A 20,004-nucleotide genomic window follows, 5' to 3' on the forward strand; every position below is an offset into this window, starting at 1 on the left:
AGCGATAAGATCAAAATGAGGGTAGTTTCCAAACTGAGAGCGATGAAAATAGACCCACTCCTTCTCGGGTCGCGGATCCTGGATAAAGTCGCGCGGAATGCAGACCAGAACCCGACCATTGGAAGCGCCGCGATTGACGACCCAGACATTGCCCAAAGGATCGGTTTCAACTGCCGGCGCAAGAACTAATGTCGCTTCAGCCCCGGAAAAGCCGTATCCGACCAATCTGGCTCCGGTCTCGGCTGAATGATCGAAGGTCGCGTAGGTGCCGTCCGGTGCAAAACGCGCTATGCCGCCAAAGAAGGACCCCACCCAGATACCTCCGTCGTAGTCCAGGGCAATATCCCTTGTCGGCGCCGAGAAGATGCGCTCGGTTAGTTGCGGTCCTACCCAATTGCGCCAGGTCAGACCGGTTCGGCGGGAAAGTCCATACTCGCCGCCCTGTCTGCCACCGGTCAGCAAAAGGTCACCGTCGGGCGTGAAGGCGAATGCCCAAACCATATTGGTCGAAGGCCCATTGGGGAGATGATCGACCCATGCCCCGTCAACCAGCCTTGATAGACCACCGACATTCCCCGAAGTCCGTAGTGAACTGATCCACACTTCACCGCTGCTGTCCTTCAAGCCGGCCGATAGATTTGGTCGCGCGGCGCCAATGCGTTCCAGCACCGAACCATTCCAATACCAGAGCCCGTTGCGTCCTACCGCCCACAGTGTATCGCCCTGAACTTCGACCCGAACGATGTCGGTCCGGATGTCAATCCTACGCCAGGACGAGCCATTCCAGGCTGCAAGACCGCCTCCGGTCGCGGCTAGTATCTCGCCGCGATAGCGAGCCAGTGAGCGCACATCGACCGACGGCAATCCGTGGTTGGTATTGTGAACCCGCCAGTCTGATGAACTGAGCGGCGATCCGGCCGTCAGATTCCCAATCGCAACCCCAAGTGGAGTCGCAGCCCATAACGCGCTGTCAAGCAAGAGGATATCCCGCACCGGCTGATCTTCGATACCGGATCCCAGACGACGATATTCTTCAAACCACACCCAACGATCGTGCTCGGCAACGAATAGAAGTCGGGAAATTCCCCTGTTGGTGCCAACATAAATCCCACGCTGGTCCAACTGGATCGAATTTATGGCCGAAAGACCGGCTTCCCCGGCAAGCGAGGATACCGTGTGCGTCGCGCCGCTCCCCGGAAGCCATCGTTGAATCATTCGATTGTCGAATCCCAGCCATAGCCCTCCGCTGGCATCTTGTGTGATCAGACCTATCCCCACTCCGGCCAGACCATCGATCATCGTGAGTAAGTCGAATTGCCCGTCATTGGGATCGAAAACGCTTAATCCGCCCTCTGTTGCACACCAAAATCGACCATCCTGATAGACAACATCGCGAATACTGCGCTGATCGGTCAGGATGTCCCATTCCTTAGCACCAACCAATCCCACCAACAGGAGACATCCAACTACAACACCTCTCTTTATAAAGCAATTCATCGCGCCTCTTTGGAGAGATTATCTTTATCAACCTTGTATAGCGTATAGAACCATCGCTCCGAAGGCATACCCAGCATCGCACCATGAACTTCCATCGTCTGCAACGGAATGTAATGGCCGGTCCCGGCTAACCGCTCCCTGCCTCGAGACTTGTCAAGGACGTAGTCCGGCACTCCAGCCGGCCAGTAGAGTTCGTCCAGGATCATCCGGTCAAGAGAATGTCCAATCCGGAATGGTATGACTTCCGGGCTGACCAAACCTTCGATGTCGATGATCCGCCGGTCTGCGTAATACCCGAATATGCCTACATCGGAGAGAGCAATACTCGCGTCCGCCGGAGTCTGCGTGTTTGCATAAGCAGCCATCTGTTTAAGAGCATCGGTAGTCTCGCGAAAAGCACGGGTAGGAGGAAGAACCAGGGCATACATCAGTGCCATATGTTGAATGACAATCAGACCTGTCAAGGGAATGACCCAACGGTCGATCTTATAAGCCGGCAGACGGTTCCGGACGAATTGCAATGCTCCAAATCCTCCTATAAGAAGCGGCGGCAGGCATACCAACAGATACCTCGATTGAACGAATACCCCCCGGGCAGCATAAAAGGCAGCCGGTATCAGTGCCCAACAGACAACTAGTGCCGCAAGCCGTGTTGTTTGTACAGTCGCACTCCACTTTCCCTTAATCAGCATCCACAGGACTACTGCGCCCAACACGATTTCGATCCCGTGTCCGGCTATGAATATGGCTAAGGTGCGCTTCACTATCACAAAAAAGTCAAACAACGATGGCAGCACCGCATCGGTCTTGATTCGTGCCGGGTTGGGGATTAGTGTCCCAAAAGTAAGTCCCGCATAGATGTGCCAGGGGAGGGTGACTAAAAGACTTATGCCTATAAATATCAATGCATTACGAATGGACTCGGAGCGCCATCTGTCAAGCGCAAATAGTAGGATGACACCCAACAACTCCGGCCTTGTCAGCATAGTGAGCCCGGCGCAAAAACCCGCTGCAATCGTCCGCCTCTCAAGATGGAACCTGGCTGTAAGAAGCAGGAGTAACACTGCCAACGTTGCTTCCATCCCGGATGCCGACCAGCGTGCCAGCCAGATGTTGACTGCCCAGACTAACGTTGCCGAAACTGAAAAGCGCTCCTCAAGTCCAACAATCCGGCTAAACTTGTAGAAGACCGGAATCGTCAGAAGCCCGGACATGATGGATGCACTCTTCACGAGGATCAGCCCCGGCTCGACGAAACGCGCAGCGAGTGCCAACAGCAGTGTCCAAAGTGGCGCTGTTATGCCATAGGACGGTTCTCCCGGGTTAAAGGCAAAGCCATGACCCTCTGCAAGGTTGCGGGCGAAGGTGAGATGGATGAAGGCGTCATCAGCAATAAAACCGATGAGCGGCCACTGGAGGGCGAGATAGAGCAGGCTCCCGGCAGCGGTAACTAAGGCAAACGTGCGGGACTTCCGAATTGTCAGAGAGACTTCCAGAGATTGGCGAGTTCGATAGCGGCAAGCGCCGCGTCCCAGCCCTTGTTGCCCGATTTGGTGCCGGCTCGTTCGACGGCTTGCTCGATGGTGTCAGTGGTCAAGACCCCAAAGGTAACCGGAACCCTCCCCTGCATTGCGACCTGTGCCACGCCTTTGGCCACTTCTGCTGCTACATAATCGAAGTGCGGCGTCGCGCCCCGAATAACCGCACCGAGACAGACAACTGCGTCATATTTGCCGGACGACGCCAACTTGAATGCCGTCGCTGGAATGTCGAAAGCGCCCGGCACTTTAATCACTGTGCAATGCGCTTCACCATCCCCGTGTCGTTCGATGCAATCGATCGCACCTTCCAACAGCCTCTGGCCTATGAAATCGTTGAACCGGCTGACAAGCAGCGCGAAATGCAAGCCTCGCGATGAGAGTTGACCCTCAAGTGAAGTTGTATTCATTCAGGCAGGGTCCTTAGATTAGAAGTATTTGTTTATGATCTAATGCTTTAATGCATCTTGAGATATTCCAGCGATCAGACCTCGATCCCTACCAGACGGTTATAAACCGTCCAGGGCCCCATCGGCTCCTTGAACCTCTTCCCTATCACCCGCACGACCTGAAAAACATGCGTCAAATCGTGCGCCGGCCAGGTGGCGATCAGGTTGCCAAGCGTTACACGCCCGAACGACGGATGCGTTCCGGTGCGTGACAGGTCTGCCTCCGCTAAGTCGAGTCCGGTTAACCAGGATACATTCCCCGACCGTAATGTCAGGAAGTCATCGAGCAAGTCGTCCATCGACTTCCCTGAAGACTCGCGAAATTGCGCTTCCCGGTCGAACTGCGGGAAGGTCGAACCCTCTCCAGTTTCGAGGATCATCGATATGCGCTGCCGCCAGGATGCACGTTCAGCATAGTTTAAATGCCCGATTACGTCGAAAGCGCTCCAGGTCTCAGGACCTTCAGTGGCGCGGACGACCTCCTCCGGAAGGTGGCGCAATAATCCATCGAAAAGCACCGGGGTGCGAGGCAGAATAGTGAGGGCTTCAGCGAGAACGTTTATCATTGATTTGACTACGCGACAGTTTGTCTAACGATCCAACTCCCCGCCGATCATATTGACCGATCCGAAGATCGGAATTACGTCCGAAATCATTTGACCGATGATCATTCGGGGCATCGCAGCCACCAGCGGGAAGCAAGGCGGTCGGCAGCGGCATTTGTAAGGGGTGTCGGTGCCTGTAGATATAACGTAGAAACCCAATTCGCCATTGGCGCCCTCAACGGCTTGATAGACCTCACCCGGCGGCGGCTGAATGCCATGCCCGTCCATGATCAACTTGAACTGGTGCATAAGGCCCTCAATGTTGCCATAGACATCGACCTTGTCGGGCAGGGTGATGTGCTTGTCGTCAGTGGAAACCGGTCCACCTGGCAGGCGGTCGAGCGCCTGATCGACAATACGGAGGGACTGCTCCATCTCGTAGAGGCGCACCATATAGCGGTCATAGACGTCGCCGATGGTGCCGACCGGAATGTCGAAGTCGAATTCGTCGTAGTTCAGATAGGGCTGGTCGCGCCGGACATCGAATGCCACTCCCGATGCCCGCAGGAGCGGTCCGGTGAATCCCCAGGATACCGCATCCTCCCTGGGCATCGTCCCGACGTTGCGATAGCGGTCGATGAAGATGCGGTTCTTGGTAATCAATTTGTCGAGTTCCTTGATCACTTCCCTCACCTTCGGAATGCGCGTCCGAACGGCGTCGGGGAACTCCGAGGGAACATCTGCCATTAGCCCGCCGACCCGCGTCCAGTTCGTCGTTACTCGCGCTCCACAAGCCATCTCGACGATTTCCCAAATCCACTCCCGCGCCTTCATCGCGTAGAGGAAGGCGGTCATGGCGCCCGTCTCCATCACCTGCGCTCCGACACAGGTGAGGTGGTCGGCTACTCTCGACAACTCGGACATGATGACGCGCAGATAAACGCCGCGCTCCGGCACTTCAACGTCGAGCAGTTTCTCTACCGCGAGGCAGTAACCGACATTGTTGATCATCGCCGAAACGTAGTTGAGGCGGTCGGTATAGACGATCGCCTGGTTCCACGGGTGGCGCTCGACCATCTTCTCAAAGGCGCGGTGCAAAAATCCGATGTCAACCGAGGCGTTGACGATCACTTCGCCATCGAGTTCAAGGTTAATGCGGACGATGCCGTGCATCGCCGGGTGGCTCGGTCCCATCGCCAGTGCCATATTGCCGCTGGCCGGGAGGATCATTTCACGGGTGGTGGTCATTCGGTGCGGGGTCGATATCGAAGACGATTGTTTCAATATAAGCCTGACCCTATTCAAAGCCAAGCCTCCCGCCGAAAGCGCGCGAGGTGCAACTCTTTCAACGGGAGGCTTGCTACTTCGAAAGGGTAGTCCTATGCCGCAACGGCGGCAAGTGCCTCGACTTCTTTCAGAATCTTCCCGGTGGTCGTAATCCGGGCGAATCCGAGCGCGAGATTGAGCAAACTTGCCAGGTGCATCTCCTCGCAGATCGAGCCGGTCGCATCGGCAAGAAAATGAACCCGGTAATCGCGGTAGTAGGCGTCGCGGGCTGTCGATTCGCAGCACATGTTGGTCATGATGCCGCAGATTACGAGGTCTTCGACCTTCAAGACGCGCAGGACAGTCTCGAGGTCGGTGTTGTAGAATGCCGAGTAGCGGTGTTTTGCGACGACCTTTTCACCGGGCAGCGGTGCGATGTCAGGATGCACCTCCGACTCCGGCGTCCCATCGACGCACATTCCCTGCCACCACCAGCCCATGATGCCGGCGTCGTTGAGCGCTGCATCGTGGACGTGACGGGTATAGATAACCGGCCGGTTCGCCTGGCGAAAGGCATCGATAAGCTGCCGGACGTTACCCATCACCGCCGGGCCGCCTTCAGTGAATGTCGGTGAACCGGGAGTCAGGAAGAAGGTCTGCATATCGATCACCATCAGCGCCGAACGGTCGGCGAGGGCAAAGTCGTGAGAATTGAAGGGCGCGATCCGGCCGAGCCAGTCGGAGGTTCGTTCGTTGAGATTGTCGCGCGATACGTAAGGGGACATTCGTTCCTCTTAAGAGATGTTGATGATTATTGGGTGACCTTAGGTCTCGACGGAAACGAACCAGCACTTCAGATATTCGGTCTCAGGGTGACCCGGCAGGATCGGGTGATCGGGCGAATGGCCTCCGGCGGCCGCAAGCCGTATTCGACGGCTTTCGCGGGCTGCAGCCTCACCTATCACGGCAAGGTGCATCTCCCGTGTCATCAAGTGCGAACATGAACAAGTAACCAGCATCCCCCCCGGCGCAACGACTTTTACAGCCGCCCGATTGAGCGCCAGGTAGGCTCTTCTCCCGGCGGCGACTGCACTCCGGTTCGGTATCAATGCCGGCGGATCGAGGATGACCACATCCCACCGGCTGCCACGTGATGCCGCATCCTTGAGAAAAATCTCTACATCGGCCTCAACGAAGAGTGCCCGGTCTGAAAGACCGTTTCGACGGGCATCCTCCATCCCCCAGGAGATCGCCCTGCCCGAAGAATCGACCATGACTGCTTCCCCGGCTCCAGCAGCAACTGCCGACAGCCCCCATGCGCCGGTATAGGAGTAAAGATCGAGCACCCTGGAGCCGGGGCTAATGAAGCGGTCGGTTAGCAATTGCCGGTTGGCAAACTGGTCAAGATAGAAGCCGGTCTTCTGCCCGTCAAGCGGATGCGCCGAAAGAGTCAACCTCCCTTCACTAAACTGGATCTCCGCGTGCGTCGTTCCGGTCAGTTGACGATCCGCTTCGGGGAGGCCTTCCAATCGGCGATAGGGACTCTGGCCCTTCAAAAAGATGCTCTGTGGTTCAATAACCGCTTCCAGTGCCGCTACGACTTCACCCAGCCTTGCTTCTATCCCGGCGGTGAGGGACTGGAGGACCAAATGGCCGGCATAGTGATCGACGACAAGACCCGGTAGACCGTCCGACTCGGAATAGATCAGTCGATAGGCACGACCCGACAGGTCGTCACCTCCTCCCAACCGGATCCGGCGATACTCCAGCGCATTTGCTATCCGACGCCTAAAGAGACCCTCATCCCACGCTTCTTCGCCACGCGTCAGAAGCCGGACGGCGATGAGCGAGTGCGGGTTGACATAGCCGCGTCCGAGGAGCCGCCCACGAGACTCGCAGAGCGACACCGCGGAGCCGGGCGGAAGATCTTTCAGGCTCTCGCGAATCTCACCGGCGAAGGCCCAGAGGTGCCCGGCGGCGATGCGAAGATGCTTTTCCGGCTTGAGGTGGAGCGTGTTGTAATTCAATGACTAATGACCAATAACTAAGGACTGATGACCAATGATCAACAGCCGGCGATCAATGGAAGGGAGAGAAGTTTGCCGCGACGAAAGTCAACGACAAGGAACCAATTAAGGTAGGAACCTGAAGCAATGGAGGGCAACTATCTAAAGGGGCAGACGTCGAAGGGCTGAAATGTTGCAGGTTCCGGCGGGCTTAAGCAGGCCGAGGTTGTATGTCCGGGGCTCGTCGCGTATCTTATTAGGCATTAGACATTGGTCATCGGAGAGGTGGCCGAGCGGCCGAAGGCGCACGCTTGGAAAGCGTGTGTAGGGCACAACTCTACCGCGGGTTCGAATCCCGCCCTCTCCGCGACTTTAGTGAGCAAGCAGGCAAGTGGACAAGTAGGCAAGCAACCGGGAGGGAGTATTCACTTGTTCACTTGCCCTTTTGCTCACTTCAACAATACCACCTTTCTCTGCAACGCATGCCCTCCGATCTCTAACTGGATTAGGTAGAAACCCGCGGGGATCCTATTGGCGTCCCAATTCAATAGGTGCCTCCCCGCCTCCAGCCGACTAGTTGGTGTTAGATTCTCCATGATTCGCCCTGCCAGGTCTACAACGCGCATGTCCATTATCTTTCCTGCCATAGAGACTGGCACGTCGAATTCGATTGTCATTGCAGAATTGAACGGGTTGGGGAATGCCGACAGCGAAAGGGTGGGCGCGAGTGGTGAATCCCCCTCAACGCTTTCAATGACCTCGCCACGCAGCCCAACTCGTACAATCGGTTCGTCAGGGTCGTCGGATTCAATGTTTACAACATTCCAAAGCGCCTCAACGGGAAGAGGATGGAAAGTGAAGTCAAGAGTAAAAGACTCACCTGGCCCAAGATTGAACGGCAATCGAGGTATAGAGTCGATTTCAATTGTTGCGACAATCTCCAAGTAGATGCTGTCGATTTCAAGAGGTGTCCAGCCTATATTCGACACTTCAAGACTTCTCATTGACGACTGGCCGTAAAGAGTGGGTGGAAAGACGATCACCTCAGTCGGCACGTCAATGTCTCTCTGATGGAATGGGTAAGCCCCCATATCGGCGCGGGTGCCGTCGGGATCGCGCGGTGAATCGGGGTCACCGGCGTCGATGCAGGGGGAATTGGCGCGGAGATGGAAGTCGTCCTCGTCCGGATCGACGAAGCGCGGATCGGCATTCAGAATCTCATCCCATCGCTCGACCAGGTCATTCCCACCGTTCAGGTCCACGGCGTCCCGGCCGCCTTCGATGTCCGAATAGAGCGCGTAGATAGACGGCCAGCCATTGCCGGAGGGAACGCAGTAGATTTGTCCGGCGCCATTGTTCCAGAGGATAGAGTTCTTGAACAAGGGCGAAAAGCCGAAACTTGCTGCAATGGCTCCCCCGCCCTCCTCAGCCCGGTTGCCGTATATCGTGCAGTTGACGAAATCGATGCGCGCCCGGTCGCGGCCATAGGCGACGCCGCCGTAACTTATGGCAGTATTGCCCATGATGAGGCAGTTCTCGACCAGCATCCGGGCGCCGTGAAGGACTGCCAGCGCCCCACCAAAAGACGCTTGATTATTGATTATCACTCAATTGCGCAAGTGAAAACTGCCGAAAAGCGCGCCGCCCTCGAATGCGAAGTTGTCCTGAAACTGGCAATGCTCGATCAGGATGTTCGGTGGCCAGACCAGCGAGCCGGTATTCTCCCATATTCCGCCGCCGGCATCCCGTAGCGAAACGCCGTTTTGAATGGTGAAGCCGACCACCTTGGTCCCGGATGGCGCTCCTCTGCCAAATGCGATGACCCGTCCCATTTCGTCGCCGTTCAAGACAGTTTGGTCGATCAGGCGCTCGTCGGGATCGAGCAGGTAGGTCCCCGCCAGCACGATGCGGCGGTTGGGAAAGTTGAGGTTGGCGGGGCGATATTCACCCGGAGCAACGAGGACGGTGTCGCCGGATTCGGCTGCGTCGAGGGCGGCTTGAATCGATTCGAAGTCGTCCGGGACGTTGAGGATGCGGGCGTGGGGTTCGCCGATTACGGCGAGCGAAAGGAGTAAGACTGCGGGGAGTGGGAACCGGGACATATTAGCCTCCGGAAAACATTGCGGGCTTAACCCCGATTCACCTTACCAATCGTCGATCTTACGGCGAGGTGGATCGGGCACTTCATCCTTCGACTTTCATCCTTCATCCTAACGGAGCGGCTGACCGGGCTCGAACCGGCAACATCCAGCTTGGGAAGCTGGTACGCTACCATTGCGTCACAGCCGCTTGGTGAGATAATCCAACTTATGAAATATAGGCTTGCGTCTGTCGCATGTCAAGCAACTCGAGCGAAGCCGCGCAGAAGTAGTCGGCGATAGTGCGCAGACCGGTTTCTCTTGCTAAATTATACATAAGTGAGGTGTCGGGACGATTTGCCGGGCAGCCGGCCGACGACCGGATCACCTCCTCCTTGAATCGCGAGTTTCTAAACCCTGAACCCACTGGAGACGTCTGTGCCTCCCTCAAGCCTCACCCGGGCTATCGACGACAGCGCCTGGGACCGTAAGGAATTCGACTGGACCGGCAAGACCTTTTACTTCACCACCTATCTCAACCTCCTCGGGTTGCCTATCGGACTCCCCGGAAAACTCGAGCAACTGAACCGCGACGTCCGGACGGCCGGACACAAGATCAAGAACCCGATGGTCTTCATTCAGGTCGGCAAAGTGAAGGCCCGGGCGATGGTCGAGATTGAAAAGCCTGAAGCGCTCGATTCGCAGGTCTTCACCTACGACATCCCGACCAACGTCGATTCTATCGTCCACTATGGCGGGCCTTCGACCTTGGCTCGCGGCGTCGAGCGTCTGAAGGAGCGGGTCTATTCCCGCCGGACGATGGAGCCGCGTGAGATCTACTACCTCTATCAGGATAATCCCGCTGAGAACAAGATGCTCCTGGTCGGGCTTACCTGAAGTTAGGTTCAATGACAGAGTAACATTCAGGGCTTTCAATGGACGACAAGATCAAGTCTCTCCTCTCCGGTATCACTTGGATCGGGCATGCCAGTTTTCGAATCGAAAACGCCGGACGGGTTATCTACACCGATCCTTGGAAACTCCCCGCCGGTATCGGCGGTGACGGCGACTTCGTTCTGGTAACCCATGACCATTACGACCACCTCTCGGCACCGGACATCAGAAAGGCGCTGAAAAAAGGTGGAAAAGTGATCATGCCGGAATGCTGCCGGTTAAAGTTCCCAACGGCTGACCGGTATGTCCTGCCCTACACCAAACTCCGCTACGAAGGTCTCGATCTCTATGTAACCGCTGCTTACAACACTGATAAGTCCTTCCACACACGGGAAATGGGGCACGTCGGCTACATCCTCGACCTGGATGGTGTTAAAGCCTATCAGACCGGCGATTGCGATGCCTTCCCTCATATGCGAGACTTTTCATGCGATGTCGTTCTTCTGCCGGTTTCTGGTACCTATGTAATGGATCCGGTTACGGCTGTCGATGCCGTCCGGATGCTGAATCCAAAAGTCGCCATCCCGATGCATTACGGCGATCCTGACGTTGTCGGAAGCCGGGCCGATGCCGAACGGTTCAAAAGTCTTGCACCATGTGAGGTGGTCATTCTCGATCCCTTGCGGTGAGCGAACGATTGGCAGACGAGACTTCACACGTCACCAAGGATCAGGTAGTGCATATCGCCGATCTGGCCAGACTCTGCCCATCGGCTGAAGAGGCCGAGCGCCTCTCCCGTGAAATGTCCCAGATCGTTGATTTCATCGGTCAGTTGAGTGAACTCGATACCGCGGGTGTCGAGCCGCTTCATCATGTCTTCGGTCAGACGACCGTCCTCGGCGACGATGAGCCTGTTCCATCGCTCCCCACCGGGACTGCCCTAAAGAATGCTCCAGCGCGTAAAGACGACTACTTCCTGGTGCCGAAGGTGATTGAGAAGTGATGAATGTTAATGGTGACAGCCACTTGAATCCTCAGCGAAGGAACATCTCATCCGGTTCACCCTGGGAGCCTATAATAGGCTATAGCCGTGCGGTGAGTATAGGGGGGCTGGTGTTCGTTTCGGGGACTACGGCTACGGACGAATTCGGCAATGTGGTTGGTGAAGGTGACGTCTATGTGCAAACCCTGTGCGCACTGCGAAAGATAGATCAGGCGCTGTCTGAAGCCGGATCTTCCAGGACCGACGTAGTCCGAACGCGAATGTTCGTCACCGACATCTCAACCTGGAAGGAGGTCGGTCGTGCCCACCAGGAGTTCTTTGGTAATATCCGCCCGGCAGCGACAATGGTTGAAGTCAAGAGACTTATCTCACCCGGACTTTTGGTGGAGATTGAAGTAGATGCCGTGACCGGAGAGCCTTACCATCTGACTAATCGAACCTGAAGCGACTCCACCCTCAACGATGATCCTCGGCATCATCCCCGCACGCATCGCCTCAACCCGCCTCCCCGGCAAGATGCTCCTCGACATCGGTGGAGAGCCGCTTCTCTGGCATACCTGGAATCATGCCCGACTGGCAACTCGGATCGACCGGCTGGTTATTGCTGCAGGCGATGATCAAATCGCCTCTGCAGCACGCTCCTGGGGCGCTGAGGTGGTGGAGGTTTTCGAGGATGTCCAGAGTGGGTCGGATCGGGTCTGGAGGGCTTACCAACTAACCGCGCGGCGAATCGCGGAATATGCGGGTGATGATATCGTTCTCAACATTCAGGGTGATGAACCGCAGATTGACCCCGGGACCATCGATGCGACGATCGGGACGCTTTTAAGCGATAAAGATGCCGGTGTTGGCACCGCAGTCACTCCCATTACAGTCGAGTCGGATTACCTCTCACCAACTGTAGTCAAAGTCGTGCTCGATGCCCAATCTCGCGCTCTCTACTTTTCGCGTTCGCCCATACCTCACTACGTTTCATCTCGCGCCTCGGACGGCACACCACGATCTTACCGCCATATGGGTCTCTATGCTTATCGGGCGTGGGCTTTGGAACGATTTGCCGCACTGCCGCCCTCAGCGCTGGAGAACGCCGAACGGCTCGAACAGTTGCGTCTTCTAGAGGATGGCGTTAGGTTCGCCGTCGCGATAGTGGAAAGTGCCGGTCAGGAAGTGAACACCGAGGAAGACCTCGAAAAGGTGCGAAGCCGTTTGAGGTCATAATCTGGAAATAGATCCGGAGTGAACTTGCCCATTCCCCTGGTCTCAATGATGAGACGTGGTCATTCCACCCCCGATTCTCGTAGAAGATCGATCAATTCGGCAAGCAACTGCTTCAGACTTTCCGGCGATTCGTAGCGCAAACTGATCCGGTCCTTGAAGATGTGCACCTCCTCGCGCGACCTGGCATATTCACGCAGTTCCGGCAGCAGGTCCCATTTCTCATAAGGCTTGCGCTTTCTTTGACGCTTATCTATCTCGCGCTGAATCAGTTGCTTGAATTGCTCGATGCCCCCCCCCGCACCTTGCTCCATCAGTTTCAACCGGACTCGCTCCACCGGTATCTCCGATAGCGCCAGCGCCTTCCTCAAGGATAGTTTTCCCTCGGCCACCGCTTCCTGAATATCCTTGGGCAGCGTTAAAAGCGCCAATCGATCGGAAATGAAGCCTGCTGACTTTCCAATCCGGGCAGCCATTTCGCGATAGGTCATTCCGGTCTGGTCGATCAAATGCTTGATCGCGAACGCTTCTTCGAATGGTGTAAGGTCGGCCCGCTGCAGGTTCTCAATGAGTGAGTAATGAAGGACTTCATCTTCGCTCAGATCGACGACAATGCACGGAACGCTGTTTAGACCGGCGCGCTGTGCCGCCGCCAGTCGGCGATGCCCGGCGATGAGGAGATACCGCTTACGCCCCTTCTTATAGACGAGGAGCGGCTCAAGAATCCCGATGTCGCCTATCGACGCCGCAAGTTCTTCCAGCCCCTCCTCCTCTATACTGGAACGCAACTGATGAGGATTGGGATAGACGTAGCCGATCGGCAATAACTGCGCGTTGTCAAGGCCGGTCGGCTTTGTGACTACCTCTACTTCAGCCGGGCCCTCCTCCCGCGACACTATCTCTTCCGTCTCTAGATCTGCCGGAGATATCCCGCCAACCGGCAGAATGTCTTGCTCGTCCAATGATCTCCTAACTGCGTTTACTATGCGATCCGTCGGGTGACAACCTTGACCAGAAACTCCCACCTCTTCTGGCTCCTGATGCACCCTGATGGAATCTTGAGGAAAGATATTATAGGCAATATGCTATTTGTAGTCAAGCGTCTAGGGCGATTTGCATCGTTTGAAACTTGGGATATCCACTTTCCTAAGAGTCGCAAAATCGTCTCTCAGGGACGCGTTCATTACTCGCTGGTTATCTCTTTCGAATCAGCCCCACCACTCCCAATCCGGCAGTCATTGCCAGCAATATAGCCGGAGCGAGCGGCAAGTCAAGCCTCAAGGCTGCAACGATCCCTACAAGGGTAGTGAGTGCCGAGAATACCCATCCTATTGCAAGCCGGACTCCAGTCCGATCGGATAGAAGGATACCCGCCGATGCCGGTATGACCAACAACCCAAAGACAAGCAGTATTCCCGCCATTCGCACGGCCAACGTCACCACTAATCCGAAAAGGCTGTAAAAAAGCAAATCCCAATAGAACAGGTTCATACCTTTCTGCAGTGATTCGACGGGATGGACGGTCACCAGAAGAAAACGCTTCCTTAAAAGAAAGTGAACCACTCCTATGACAAGATAAATCAAAGCCGTAGTGGCAAGTTGCTTAGGGGAGACCGTCAGGAGCATCCCGATGAGCGCCTCTCTTAGGTGCTCGGTACCGCCGGGAGTGCGCGAGAGCAGCATGATCGCCAATGCCTGTGCTGAAACAAAGACGATCCCAATATAAGCCTCAAGCGGCACGCTATCGGCCGCCCGACGTAAGAACGCAATCACTAATGCCCCCACAAGTGTCGAAGCGAGGGCGAGGGCATAGCCGGATAGTCCTTCACCACCCCAGCCAAGGACCAGCCCTGCAGCAACTCCTAACGCTGCCATCTGAGCCATTGCCAAGTCAACGAAGATCACTCCCCGCCGGACAATGTGGAATCCGAGATAGGAATGCATCCCGCCGAGAACAAGCGCTGCTGCGAGCGCTGTTCCAACCAACGGTAAGGCTTCGATGAGTGTCGTCACCGGACATCTCCTGCTATCCCGCCGACGATTTGATCTATATGATCAAAGTAGTCGTCCGGGCTGATGCCGCCGCAGGACGGTGACGCTATCAGGATCCTCATACCCGCTCGCCGCGCCAGGAACCTGCCGGCATCCGCGGGATAAAACGGCTCCTGCAAGAGCAATCCGACCTTGTTTGTCGTGACAAGGTCAATCAACTTCTCAAGGTGCGACGCCGTCGGCGGGATGCCGGGATAAGGCTCGACAACACCGACTATCTCAAGGTTGAATGCCGCAGCCAAATAGACCCACGACTGGTGATAGGTCAACAACTGAAGGCTCGGCGTAGAAAGCAGTTGCCGTTGCCACTCTACTTTTCGGCGGTCTGTTTCCTCTTGAAATGCGGCAAGCCGGATAAAGTAGTGTTCGCCACCCGGGGGATCGACCTTCGCCAATGCCGAAGCGATCGTCGCGGCAACTTGAGCACCGCGCGACGGATCGAGCCAATAATGCGGATTGCCAAAGGGATGGACATCGCCCATCTCCGCCGATACCCGTCCAGCGGACTTTTCCAATGTCTCGATTCCCTGTGAGCAATCGACCACCACCAGCCGCCCGTTGCGTGATCCGTCGATAATCCCGTCAGCCCATTGGTCAAGACCGAGACCCACCTTTAGATAAATGTCAGATCTGGCAACCTTGAGCATATGCGAGGGGAGCAGTTCGACCGTGTGAGGATCGTCCGAGCCTCGGGCAATAGTCGCTGCGTCGATCCGCTCCGTGCCAATGTATGCAGCGATTGAAGCGAGATCCGGAATCGATGCAACCACTCGAACCTTGCCTTCGACCTGGACGGCCAACAGTAACAGACTAGTCATACTACCTATCATGAGAAGTGTATTGTATTGCTTTTTCATCATCGCCTCTAAAACTGGTGTGGTTTATGAGGTCCCATCGAAAAGACCGCCTGAAGCAGATAACGATTGTAGGCACTGCTGCCTTGCAACACGACGCGTTCGATCATCGCACGCAGGACGGTGCTCTCTTCGAGAATAGCGGATCCGCCATAGAAACCGAGCCGCGCTTCACGGGGAATCGCATCATCGTCAGATTCAAGGCGCTCAGCCTTCAGTCCGGTATAAGTTCGCCGAGTCCAGGCATACTCAATCGCCGCATATCCGCCGGAACTTTCTTCCACACTGACGCCGATTTCCACCCTATCCTGCCGGCGATCGATCCATTCGCCCAATAGGGTGAGATTGCTGTTGGTGGAAGTCCATAGTTTCGCTTTTAGGTCAAGTCCAAAAAGTCGCGTCCGGAGTTTACCAACCGGATCGCTCACGCCTTCACCCGCCGACATCCCAACTTCGACAGCGCTGCGATGACCTATCGGAATGAAGTTGCGCCATCTGCCGGTCCACCCCAATCGAGACTCTTCGGATGCCGCATCCTCGCTCCGAAAGGTCGATCCGCTCACGACCGTAAGCGACAACGTTGAAGCGATGCCGCCAGGTGCTGCAAATAGATGTGAGAGCGTAACGCCGACGTCGTTCATCGACTCCTCGCCAGGCAAAAGGGCTTCGAGCACCCGGGGCCGGTCCGGGAAGTTGTAGAAGTGGGGGTGCACACTATTGAGCCGTCCGAAATCGAGTCGATATTTGCCAGCCCGAAGTCCCAGCCCGGCCGGAAGTCCCCGGACGATCTCGAAGTAGGCTTCCTCAAGTTCCGCGCCTTCCTCGGAAAGTGCAGCAATGAAGACCCCCTTCGCAAAGGGATTGAGGTAGTCGTCGAAGACGAATTCGGCCTCGTCAAAGCGGAGGCGCGGGCGACCGGAGTCGGTATCGTCGGCCGCTTCCGACAGTTCAACGACCGTCGTCCCCAATACCGAGATGTTAGGGTTCGTCACACCGCCGAAAGAAGAAGACACGCTTGAGAGGCAAGCGAGCACGAAGAGGCCAATCCTCTTCCACGAGAAATGGTTTCCCATCAGAAAGTCTCCTAAATGGTCTGAAGGTTGTTGCATAGAACCGTGACCGCCGGTCGGTTCTGGCAATCACGGCGCAATCAAGATGCGGGTGGTCAGTTAGGAGACAGGAGGAGCGCGCGCCGGCTCGCAGCGTTCGGCTGCGATGCCGCATGGAATGGCAGTTTCAGGGGGGAGGGTTGAATTGAAAGGTCGCAAGACGCCAGCCGGCGATCCTGCATGCGAAACGTCGAAATGCTGCGAAGTGAGGAAGCGGTCAATATGGCAGTCGGCCGCACCACTTGATGGGTGTTCGGCAAGAAGCGGGCGGTCCTCCAACCCCAGGGAATGGTAATGGAAGGCGTCAGCCGGTAATGCGCCAATCATCGCGATCACGACGATCAGCGCAGCGAGTCGTCTCAGTATGTCATCTTTGGCGGTGATCGAGGTCTCTAGTCCAATATGGTGTCCCGGCTGAAGTTCACCGGCTTTCTTACCTGCCGCCTTTATCCTTTATCCTTCACCCTTGCGGAGGGGGAGGGATTCGAACCCCCGGTGAAGACAAGCCCCACAACGGCTTTCGAGGCCGCCCCTTTCGGCCGCTCAGGCACCCCTCCGGGAGGATGAAGGACGAAGGATATGGATAAAGGATATAGGATAAAGGATCAGATAGTCTGGTCCGGCCACGCCAGCATTAGCATTAGCATCCTCAGTCCGGCGCAGTGAACGAACAATATAAGGCTCGGGAGCGCCGGAATCAACCTGTAGTCCCTCTCATAAGACGGGAGCCAGCAGCCAGCCTGCTATCAATGGGTGCAATATCATCTTGTCTCGTCCCCTGCCTTGCGGGGGGACTACGGGGGGGTAAGAGGGCAGCCCAGAATTCCCCCCCTCAAAGCAGGGGGGAGACACAAGAACAATCTGCATCAAGTAGTGAAGCCTGAACTACCGCCTCTTCATTCTTCACTCACGTCATCCTGCCAGTATTGTCCGCGGGCGGGACCGGTATTCTCTTCGAAGCAACTCGCGCAGTTCCGGGAAAGGCGAAAGGTCGTTCCACCGGTCAAGCGTCTCTTCAGCCGCTTGATGCGCGGACAACAGCAGGTCATAGTCGATCGTCAAGTCGGCAAACCGGAATTTCATCACCCCGGCTTGTCGGGTTCCAAGCGGTTCACCCGCGCCGCGATTTCGAAGGTCTTCTTCTGCCAGCGCGAGGCCATCGGATACAGTCTCCAGCACCTTTAGCCGCCGCCAGGCATCGCCGCCCTCCTGATCTGTCGTTATCATCACACAGACGCCCGTCTGACCCGCCCTCCCGACCCGGCCTCGCAACTGGTGCAATTGCGCGAGCCCAAATCTCTCGGAATTCTCTATCACCATAATCGTCGCCATCGGAACATCGACGCCGACTTCGATGACCGAAGTTGTCGCCAGCAGTCTCACATCACCGCGCCTAAAAGCCTCGATCGCCGCTACGCGCTCCTCGACCGGCTTGCGCCCGTGCATCAAGGCCATCGGGATGCCGCTGAAGTCTATACGGCGATAGGGCTCGAAGCGCGCTTCAGCAGCCTGCAAGCCTGCCGGTCCTTCGTCAATCACCGGGAAGACGAAGTAAGCCTGCCTGCCTTTGGCAAGTTCGCCCCGCAGCCACTCAAACACCTTGTCGCGGGCGCCTTCGTTGACGAGGCGGGTCTTCACCCGGCGTAGATACCCCTCGGGCGGGTCGAGGTAGGTGAGATCGAGATCGCCGTAATGCGCCAGTGCCAGTGTGCGTGGTATCGGCGTCGCGGTCATAAGTAAGACGTGCGGACGAACGCCTTTCTCCACCAGTAGTGCTCGTTGCCGGACACCGAATCGTTGCTGCTCGTCGATGACGACCAGCCCGAGCCGCGGCGGCATCACGCGCTGCTGCAAAAGAGCGTGAGTCCCAATGATCAAATCCGCGCCACCGATTGAAGTCTCGAAGAGCGCCCGGCGGACCTCATCCGGGTCGCGACCGGCCGTCAACAGGACTGCCTTTAGCCCGGCCGGTTCGAGGAACTTCAGCGCATTCTCATAATGCTGACGGGCAAGGATCTCGGTCGGCGCCATAAGAGCCGTCTGGTGGTTGCCATCGGCAGCCAAGGCTGCCGCTCCGAAGGCGACGATCGTCTTACCCGCTCCCACCTCGCCTTGAAGGAGGCGATACATCGGACGCCCGGAGGCGAAGTCTGAGGCTATCTCGTCCAGTGCTGCAGTCTGACTCTTCGAGAGCGTGAACGGAAGTTGCGCCTGAAATCTGCTCCATCGTTCACCCGACTCCGGCAGCCGGACAGCGTCCTGGCGCCGCCTTCGTCGCCTCAGGGCAACCATCAATAACTGGTGATGATAGAGTTCGGCGAACTTAAGGCTCTTTAACGCAATTTCATATTCCTCCGGCGTGTCGGGCCGGTGCAAGCCTCTTACGGCCGCCGTAAAATTGGCCAGATGATGGACTATCCGGATATCCTCAGGCATATAAGGCCCCTTGCCGTCCCACATCGAGATGACCCGCTCTATCAAACGGGGCCATTGACGACGCGACAAACCAGCGCGCTCCCATTCGGCTCCGGAGGGATAGACCGGCACCAATCCGGTCCGGCTGGTCAAATCGACATCGTCGTCAAGGTAGGTTACCTTCGGGTGGACAATCTGCGGGCCGTCGAAGAACTTGACTTGTCCGCTGAATGCGACCAGACGGCCTGGCGTCAGTTCGGACAGATAGTAACGATATTCGCCGAACCAGACACCTTGCAGCGTCCCGGTTCCGTCGGATATGATGCAAATGAGCCGCTTCTTGCCAAAGTTAGGTCGTCCTGAAGTTGCATAAGTGTCCCGCGGGCGGCGGGGAAACTTCTCCCCAACCGATTCGATCCGGCCTATGGCGGTGATTTCGTGCGCGGGAGGGCTGACCAAGGAATTGAAGGGGGGTGAAATGCGTCGGTCGATGAAGCGAATCGGCGCTCTTAGGAGCAACTCGCCGACCGTCGCTATCCCTTGCTCTTTAAGGAAGGTGGCTCGCGGAATGCCAAGCCCTTTGATCCGGTCTATCGGGTCGGACCAGGTGAGAGCCGATTCGCCTGGGCTACCACCCATAACTGCCACAAAGGCATAAGGAAGCAAGAAGACAAAAACTCGGCGATGCTATGCGTTCGTGATGCTCAGTAATTGAATAGCACCCGATAGGTGATCACCTGTTCTTCGTCGGGCTTGACAGAGACTTCCCACTCGACTAAGGTTGCGCTCTTTTTCACCCATCCGGGTGTCGCCTCAAGCATGCTCCAATCACCATGAAGGGACTCGGCAACTGTAACTGTAACGGTCTCCTTCTTGCGATTGCGAATCTTGATCTCAAAGGCTTGCTCGCGTCCGCCGCGCTTGGTGTCGATCTGATTGCGTTCACCGACGATGTCGAAGGCGCTGCCGGTCGAGACTCGCACTTTCTCATTGCGCGGCGTATGGTCGATCAGGTCTTCGCCGATAAACTCCTGCCCGCCGTTGGGGTTATCCTTATAAAGACGCACCTTGCCCTTAGGCAGG

At 56.5% G+C, this 20,004-nt stretch carries 21 protein-coding genes and 3 tRNA genes; 6 read left to right on the plus strand and 18 right to left on the minus strand.

Going from position 1 to position 20,004, the window contains the following annotated elements; genetic code table 11:
- From FJY67_06555 to FJY67_06585, 7 genes are all read right to left on the minus strand, one after another.
- On the minus strand, positions 1-1,497 hold a 1,497-nt coding region (locus FJY67_06555; protein MBM3329119.1), incomplete at its 3' end, for a hypothetical protein.
- Positions 1,494-2,771 (minus strand): hypothetical protein, encoded by a 1,278-nt coding sequence (locus tag FJY67_06560; GenBank protein ID MBM3329120.1) that lies wholly within the window; start codon positions 2,769-2,771, stop codon positions 1,494-1,496. The genes FJY67_06560 and FJY67_06555, both read right to left, overlap by 4 nt.
- A gap of 206 nt (positions 2,772-2,977) precedes the next feature.
- Complete coding sequence (locus FJY67_06565; GenBank protein MBM3329121.1) at positions 2,978-3,445, minus strand: 6,7-dimethyl-8-ribityllumazine synthase; 468 nt, start codon at positions 3,443-3,445, stop codon at positions 2,978-2,980.
- Between the two features lie 74 nt (positions 3,446-3,519).
- A complete protein-coding gene (locus FJY67_06570; GenBank protein ID MBM3329122.1) occupies positions 3,520-4,050 on the minus strand; it encodes a DinB family protein in 531 nt (176 codons plus the stop codon).
- A gap of 24 nt (positions 4,051-4,074) precedes the next feature.
- On the minus strand, positions 4,075-5,277 hold the full coding sequence (locus FJY67_06575; GenBank protein ID MBM3329123.1) for an NADH-quinone oxidoreductase subunit D: 1,203 nt from the start codon (positions 5,275-5,277) through the stop codon (positions 4,075-4,077).
- Positions 5,278-5,408: 131 nt separating this feature from the next.
- Positions 5,409-6,080, minus strand: a complete 672-nt coding sequence (locus FJY67_06580) for a cysteine hydrolase (GenBank protein ID MBM3329124.1) — start codon at positions 6,078-6,080, stop codon at positions 5,409-5,411.
- Positions 6,081-6,119: 39 nt separating this feature from the next.
- Positions 6,120-7,322, minus strand: coding sequence for a class I SAM-dependent rRNA methyltransferase (locus FJY67_06585; GenBank protein MBM3329125.1), 1,203 nt, complete (start codon positions 7,320-7,322; stop codon positions 6,120-6,122).
- 258 nt (positions 7,323-7,580) lie between these two features.
- Between FJY67_06585 and FJY67_06590 the strand changes: the two genes are divergently transcribed.
- Positions 7,581-7,671 (plus strand) — tRNA-Ser (locus FJY67_06590).
- Positions 7,672-7,750: 79 nt separating this feature from the next.
- On the opposite strand, the gene FJY67_06595 is transcribed toward FJY67_06590, so the two are convergent.
- The 4 genes from FJY67_06595 to FJY67_06610 form a co-directional block, all read right to left on the minus strand.
- Positions 7,751-8,908 carry a T9SS type A sorting domain-containing protein gene (locus FJY67_06595; protein MBM3329126.1) on the minus strand — a complete coding sequence of 386 codons (1,158 nt, stop codon included), beginning with the start codon at positions 8,906-8,908 and terminating at the stop codon, positions 7,751-7,753.
- Complete coding sequence (locus tag FJY67_06600; protein MBM3329127.1) at positions 8,909-9,403, minus strand: hypothetical protein; 495 nt, start codon at positions 9,401-9,403, stop codon at positions 8,909-8,911.
- A gap of 112 nt (positions 9,404-9,515) precedes the next feature.
- A tRNA-Gly gene (locus FJY67_06605) sits at positions 9,516-9,590 on the minus strand.
- A gap of 18 nt (positions 9,591-9,608) precedes the next feature.
- Positions 9,609-9,806, minus strand: coding sequence for a hypothetical protein (locus FJY67_06610; protein MBM3329128.1), 198 nt, complete (start codon positions 9,804-9,806; stop codon positions 9,609-9,611).
- An 11-nt stretch (positions 9,807-9,817) separates the two neighbouring features.
- On the opposite strand from FJY67_06610, the gene FJY67_06615 reads away from it, so the two are divergent.
- Genes FJY67_06615 through kdsB form a run of 5 tightly spaced genes read left to right on the plus strand, consistent with a single transcriptional unit; the run spans position 9,818 to position 12,494 of the window.
- Positions 9,818-10,276, plus strand: coding sequence for a hypothetical protein (locus FJY67_06615; GenBank protein ID MBM3329129.1), 459 nt, complete (start codon positions 9,818-9,820; stop codon positions 10,274-10,276).
- Between the two features lie 38 nt (positions 10,277-10,314).
- A complete protein-coding gene (locus FJY67_06620) occupies positions 10,315-10,962 on the plus strand; it encodes an MBL fold metallo-hydrolase (GenBank protein MBM3329130.1) in 648 nt (215 codons plus the stop codon).
- 8 nt (positions 10,963-10,970) lie between these two features.
- Positions 10,971-11,276 (plus strand): Asp-tRNA(Asn)/Glu-tRNA(Gln) amidotransferase subunit GatC, encoded by a 306-nt coding sequence (gene gatC, locus FJY67_06625; protein MBM3329131.1) that lies wholly within the window; start codon positions 10,971-10,973, stop codon positions 11,274-11,276.
- On the plus strand, positions 11,276-11,719 hold the full coding sequence (locus FJY67_06630; protein ID MBM3329132.1) for a RidA family protein: 444 nt from the start codon (positions 11,276-11,278) through the stop codon (positions 11,717-11,719). The genes gatC and FJY67_06630 overlap by 1 nt, the downstream gene beginning before the upstream one ends.
- A gap of 19 nt (positions 11,720-11,738) precedes the next feature.
- The gene (gene kdsB, locus FJY67_06635) at positions 11,739-12,494 is read left to right on the plus strand and encodes a 3-deoxy-manno-octulosonate cytidylyltransferase (protein ID MBM3329133.1); all 756 of its coding nucleotides are present in this window, start codon (positions 11,739-11,741) and stop codon (positions 12,492-12,494) included.
- 59 nt (positions 12,495-12,553) lie between these two features.
- Here kdsB and FJY67_06640 read toward each other — a convergent pair whose 3' ends face one another.
- The 7 genes from FJY67_06640 to FJY67_06670 form a co-directional block, all read right to left on the minus strand.
- Positions 12,554-13,573 carry a ParB/RepB/Spo0J family partition protein gene (locus FJY67_06640; protein ID MBM3329134.1) on the minus strand — a complete coding sequence of 340 codons (1,020 nt, stop codon included), beginning with the start codon at positions 13,571-13,573 and terminating at the stop codon, positions 12,554-12,556.
- A gap of 112 nt (positions 13,574-13,685) precedes the next feature.
- Positions 13,686-14,504: a metal ABC transporter permease gene (locus FJY67_06645; protein MBM3329135.1), complete on the minus strand. Its 819-nt coding sequence runs from the start codon at positions 14,502-14,504 to the stop codon at positions 13,686-13,688.
- On the minus strand, positions 14,501-15,403 hold the full coding sequence (locus FJY67_06650; protein MBM3329136.1) for a zinc ABC transporter substrate-binding protein: 903 nt from the start codon (positions 15,401-15,403) through the stop codon (positions 14,501-14,503). The genes FJY67_06645 and FJY67_06650 overlap by 4 nt, the downstream gene beginning before the upstream one ends.
- 5 nt (positions 15,404-15,408) lie before the next feature.
- Positions 15,409-16,389 carry a hypothetical protein gene (locus FJY67_06655; protein MBM3329137.1) on the minus strand — a complete coding sequence of 327 codons (981 nt, stop codon included), beginning with the start codon at positions 16,387-16,389 and terminating at the stop codon, positions 15,409-15,411.
- A gap of 583 nt (positions 16,390-16,972) precedes the next feature.
- A tRNA-Ser gene (locus FJY67_06660) sits at positions 16,973-17,063 on the minus strand.
- Between the two features lie 355 nt (positions 17,064-17,418).
- Positions 17,419-19,560, minus strand: a complete 2,142-nt coding sequence (locus FJY67_06665) for an ATP-dependent DNA helicase RecG (protein MBM3329138.1) — start codon at positions 19,558-19,560, stop codon at positions 17,419-17,421.
- 65 nt (positions 19,561-19,625) lie between these two features.
- The gene (locus FJY67_06670) at positions 19,626-19,988 is read right to left on the minus strand and encodes a hypothetical protein (protein ID MBM3329139.1); all 363 of its coding nucleotides are present in this window, start codon (positions 19,986-19,988) and stop codon (positions 19,626-19,628) included.
- Positions 19,989-20,004: the final 16 nt, after the last annotated feature.

Source organism: Calditrichota bacterium (assembly GCA_016867835.1).
In the GTDB taxonomy this organism is placed as follows: domain Bacteria; phylum Electryoneota; class AABM5-125-24; order Hatepunaeales; family Hatepunaeaceae; genus VGIQ01.

Bases quoted from the DNA above. Each gene is read 5' to 3' on its own strand.
- FJY67_06565 (MBM3329121.1), bottom strand. From the start codon at position 3,445: ATGAATACAACTTCACTTGAGGGTCAACTCTCATCGCGAGGCTTGCAT.
- FJY67_06570 (MBM3329122.1), bottom strand. From the start codon at position 4,050: ATGATAAACGTTCTCGCTGAAGCCCTCACTATTCTGCCTCGCACCCCG.
- FJY67_06575 (MBM3329123.1), bottom strand. From the start codon at position 5,277: ATGACCACCACCCGTGAAATGATCCTCCCGGCCAGCGGCAATATGGCA.
- FJY67_06580 (MBM3329124.1), bottom strand. From the start codon at position 6,080: ATGTCCCCTTACGTATCGCGCGACAATCTCAACGAACGAACCTCCGAC.
- FJY67_06600 (MBM3329127.1), bottom strand. From the start codon at position 9,403: ATGTCCCGGTTCCCACTCCCCGCAGTCTTACTCCTTTCGCTCGCCGTA.
- FJY67_06620 (MBM3329130.1), top strand. From the start codon at position 10,315: ATGGACGACAAGATCAAGTCTCTCCTCTCCGGTATCACTTGGATCGGG.
- FJY67_06630 (MBM3329132.1), top strand. From the start codon at position 11,276: ATGAATGTTAATGGTGACAGCCACTTGAATCCTCAGCGAAGGAACATC.
- kdsB (MBM3329133.1), top strand. From the start codon at position 11,739: ATGATCCTCGGCATCATCCCCGCACGCATCGCCTCAACCCGCCTCCCC.
- FJY67_06650 (MBM3329136.1), bottom strand. From the start codon at position 15,403: ATGATGAAAAAGCAATACAATACACTTCTCATGATAGGTAGTATGACT.
- FJY67_06665 (MBM3329138.1), bottom strand. From the start codon at position 19,560: ATGGGTGGTAGCCCAGGCGAATCGGCTCTCACCTGGTCCGACCCGATA.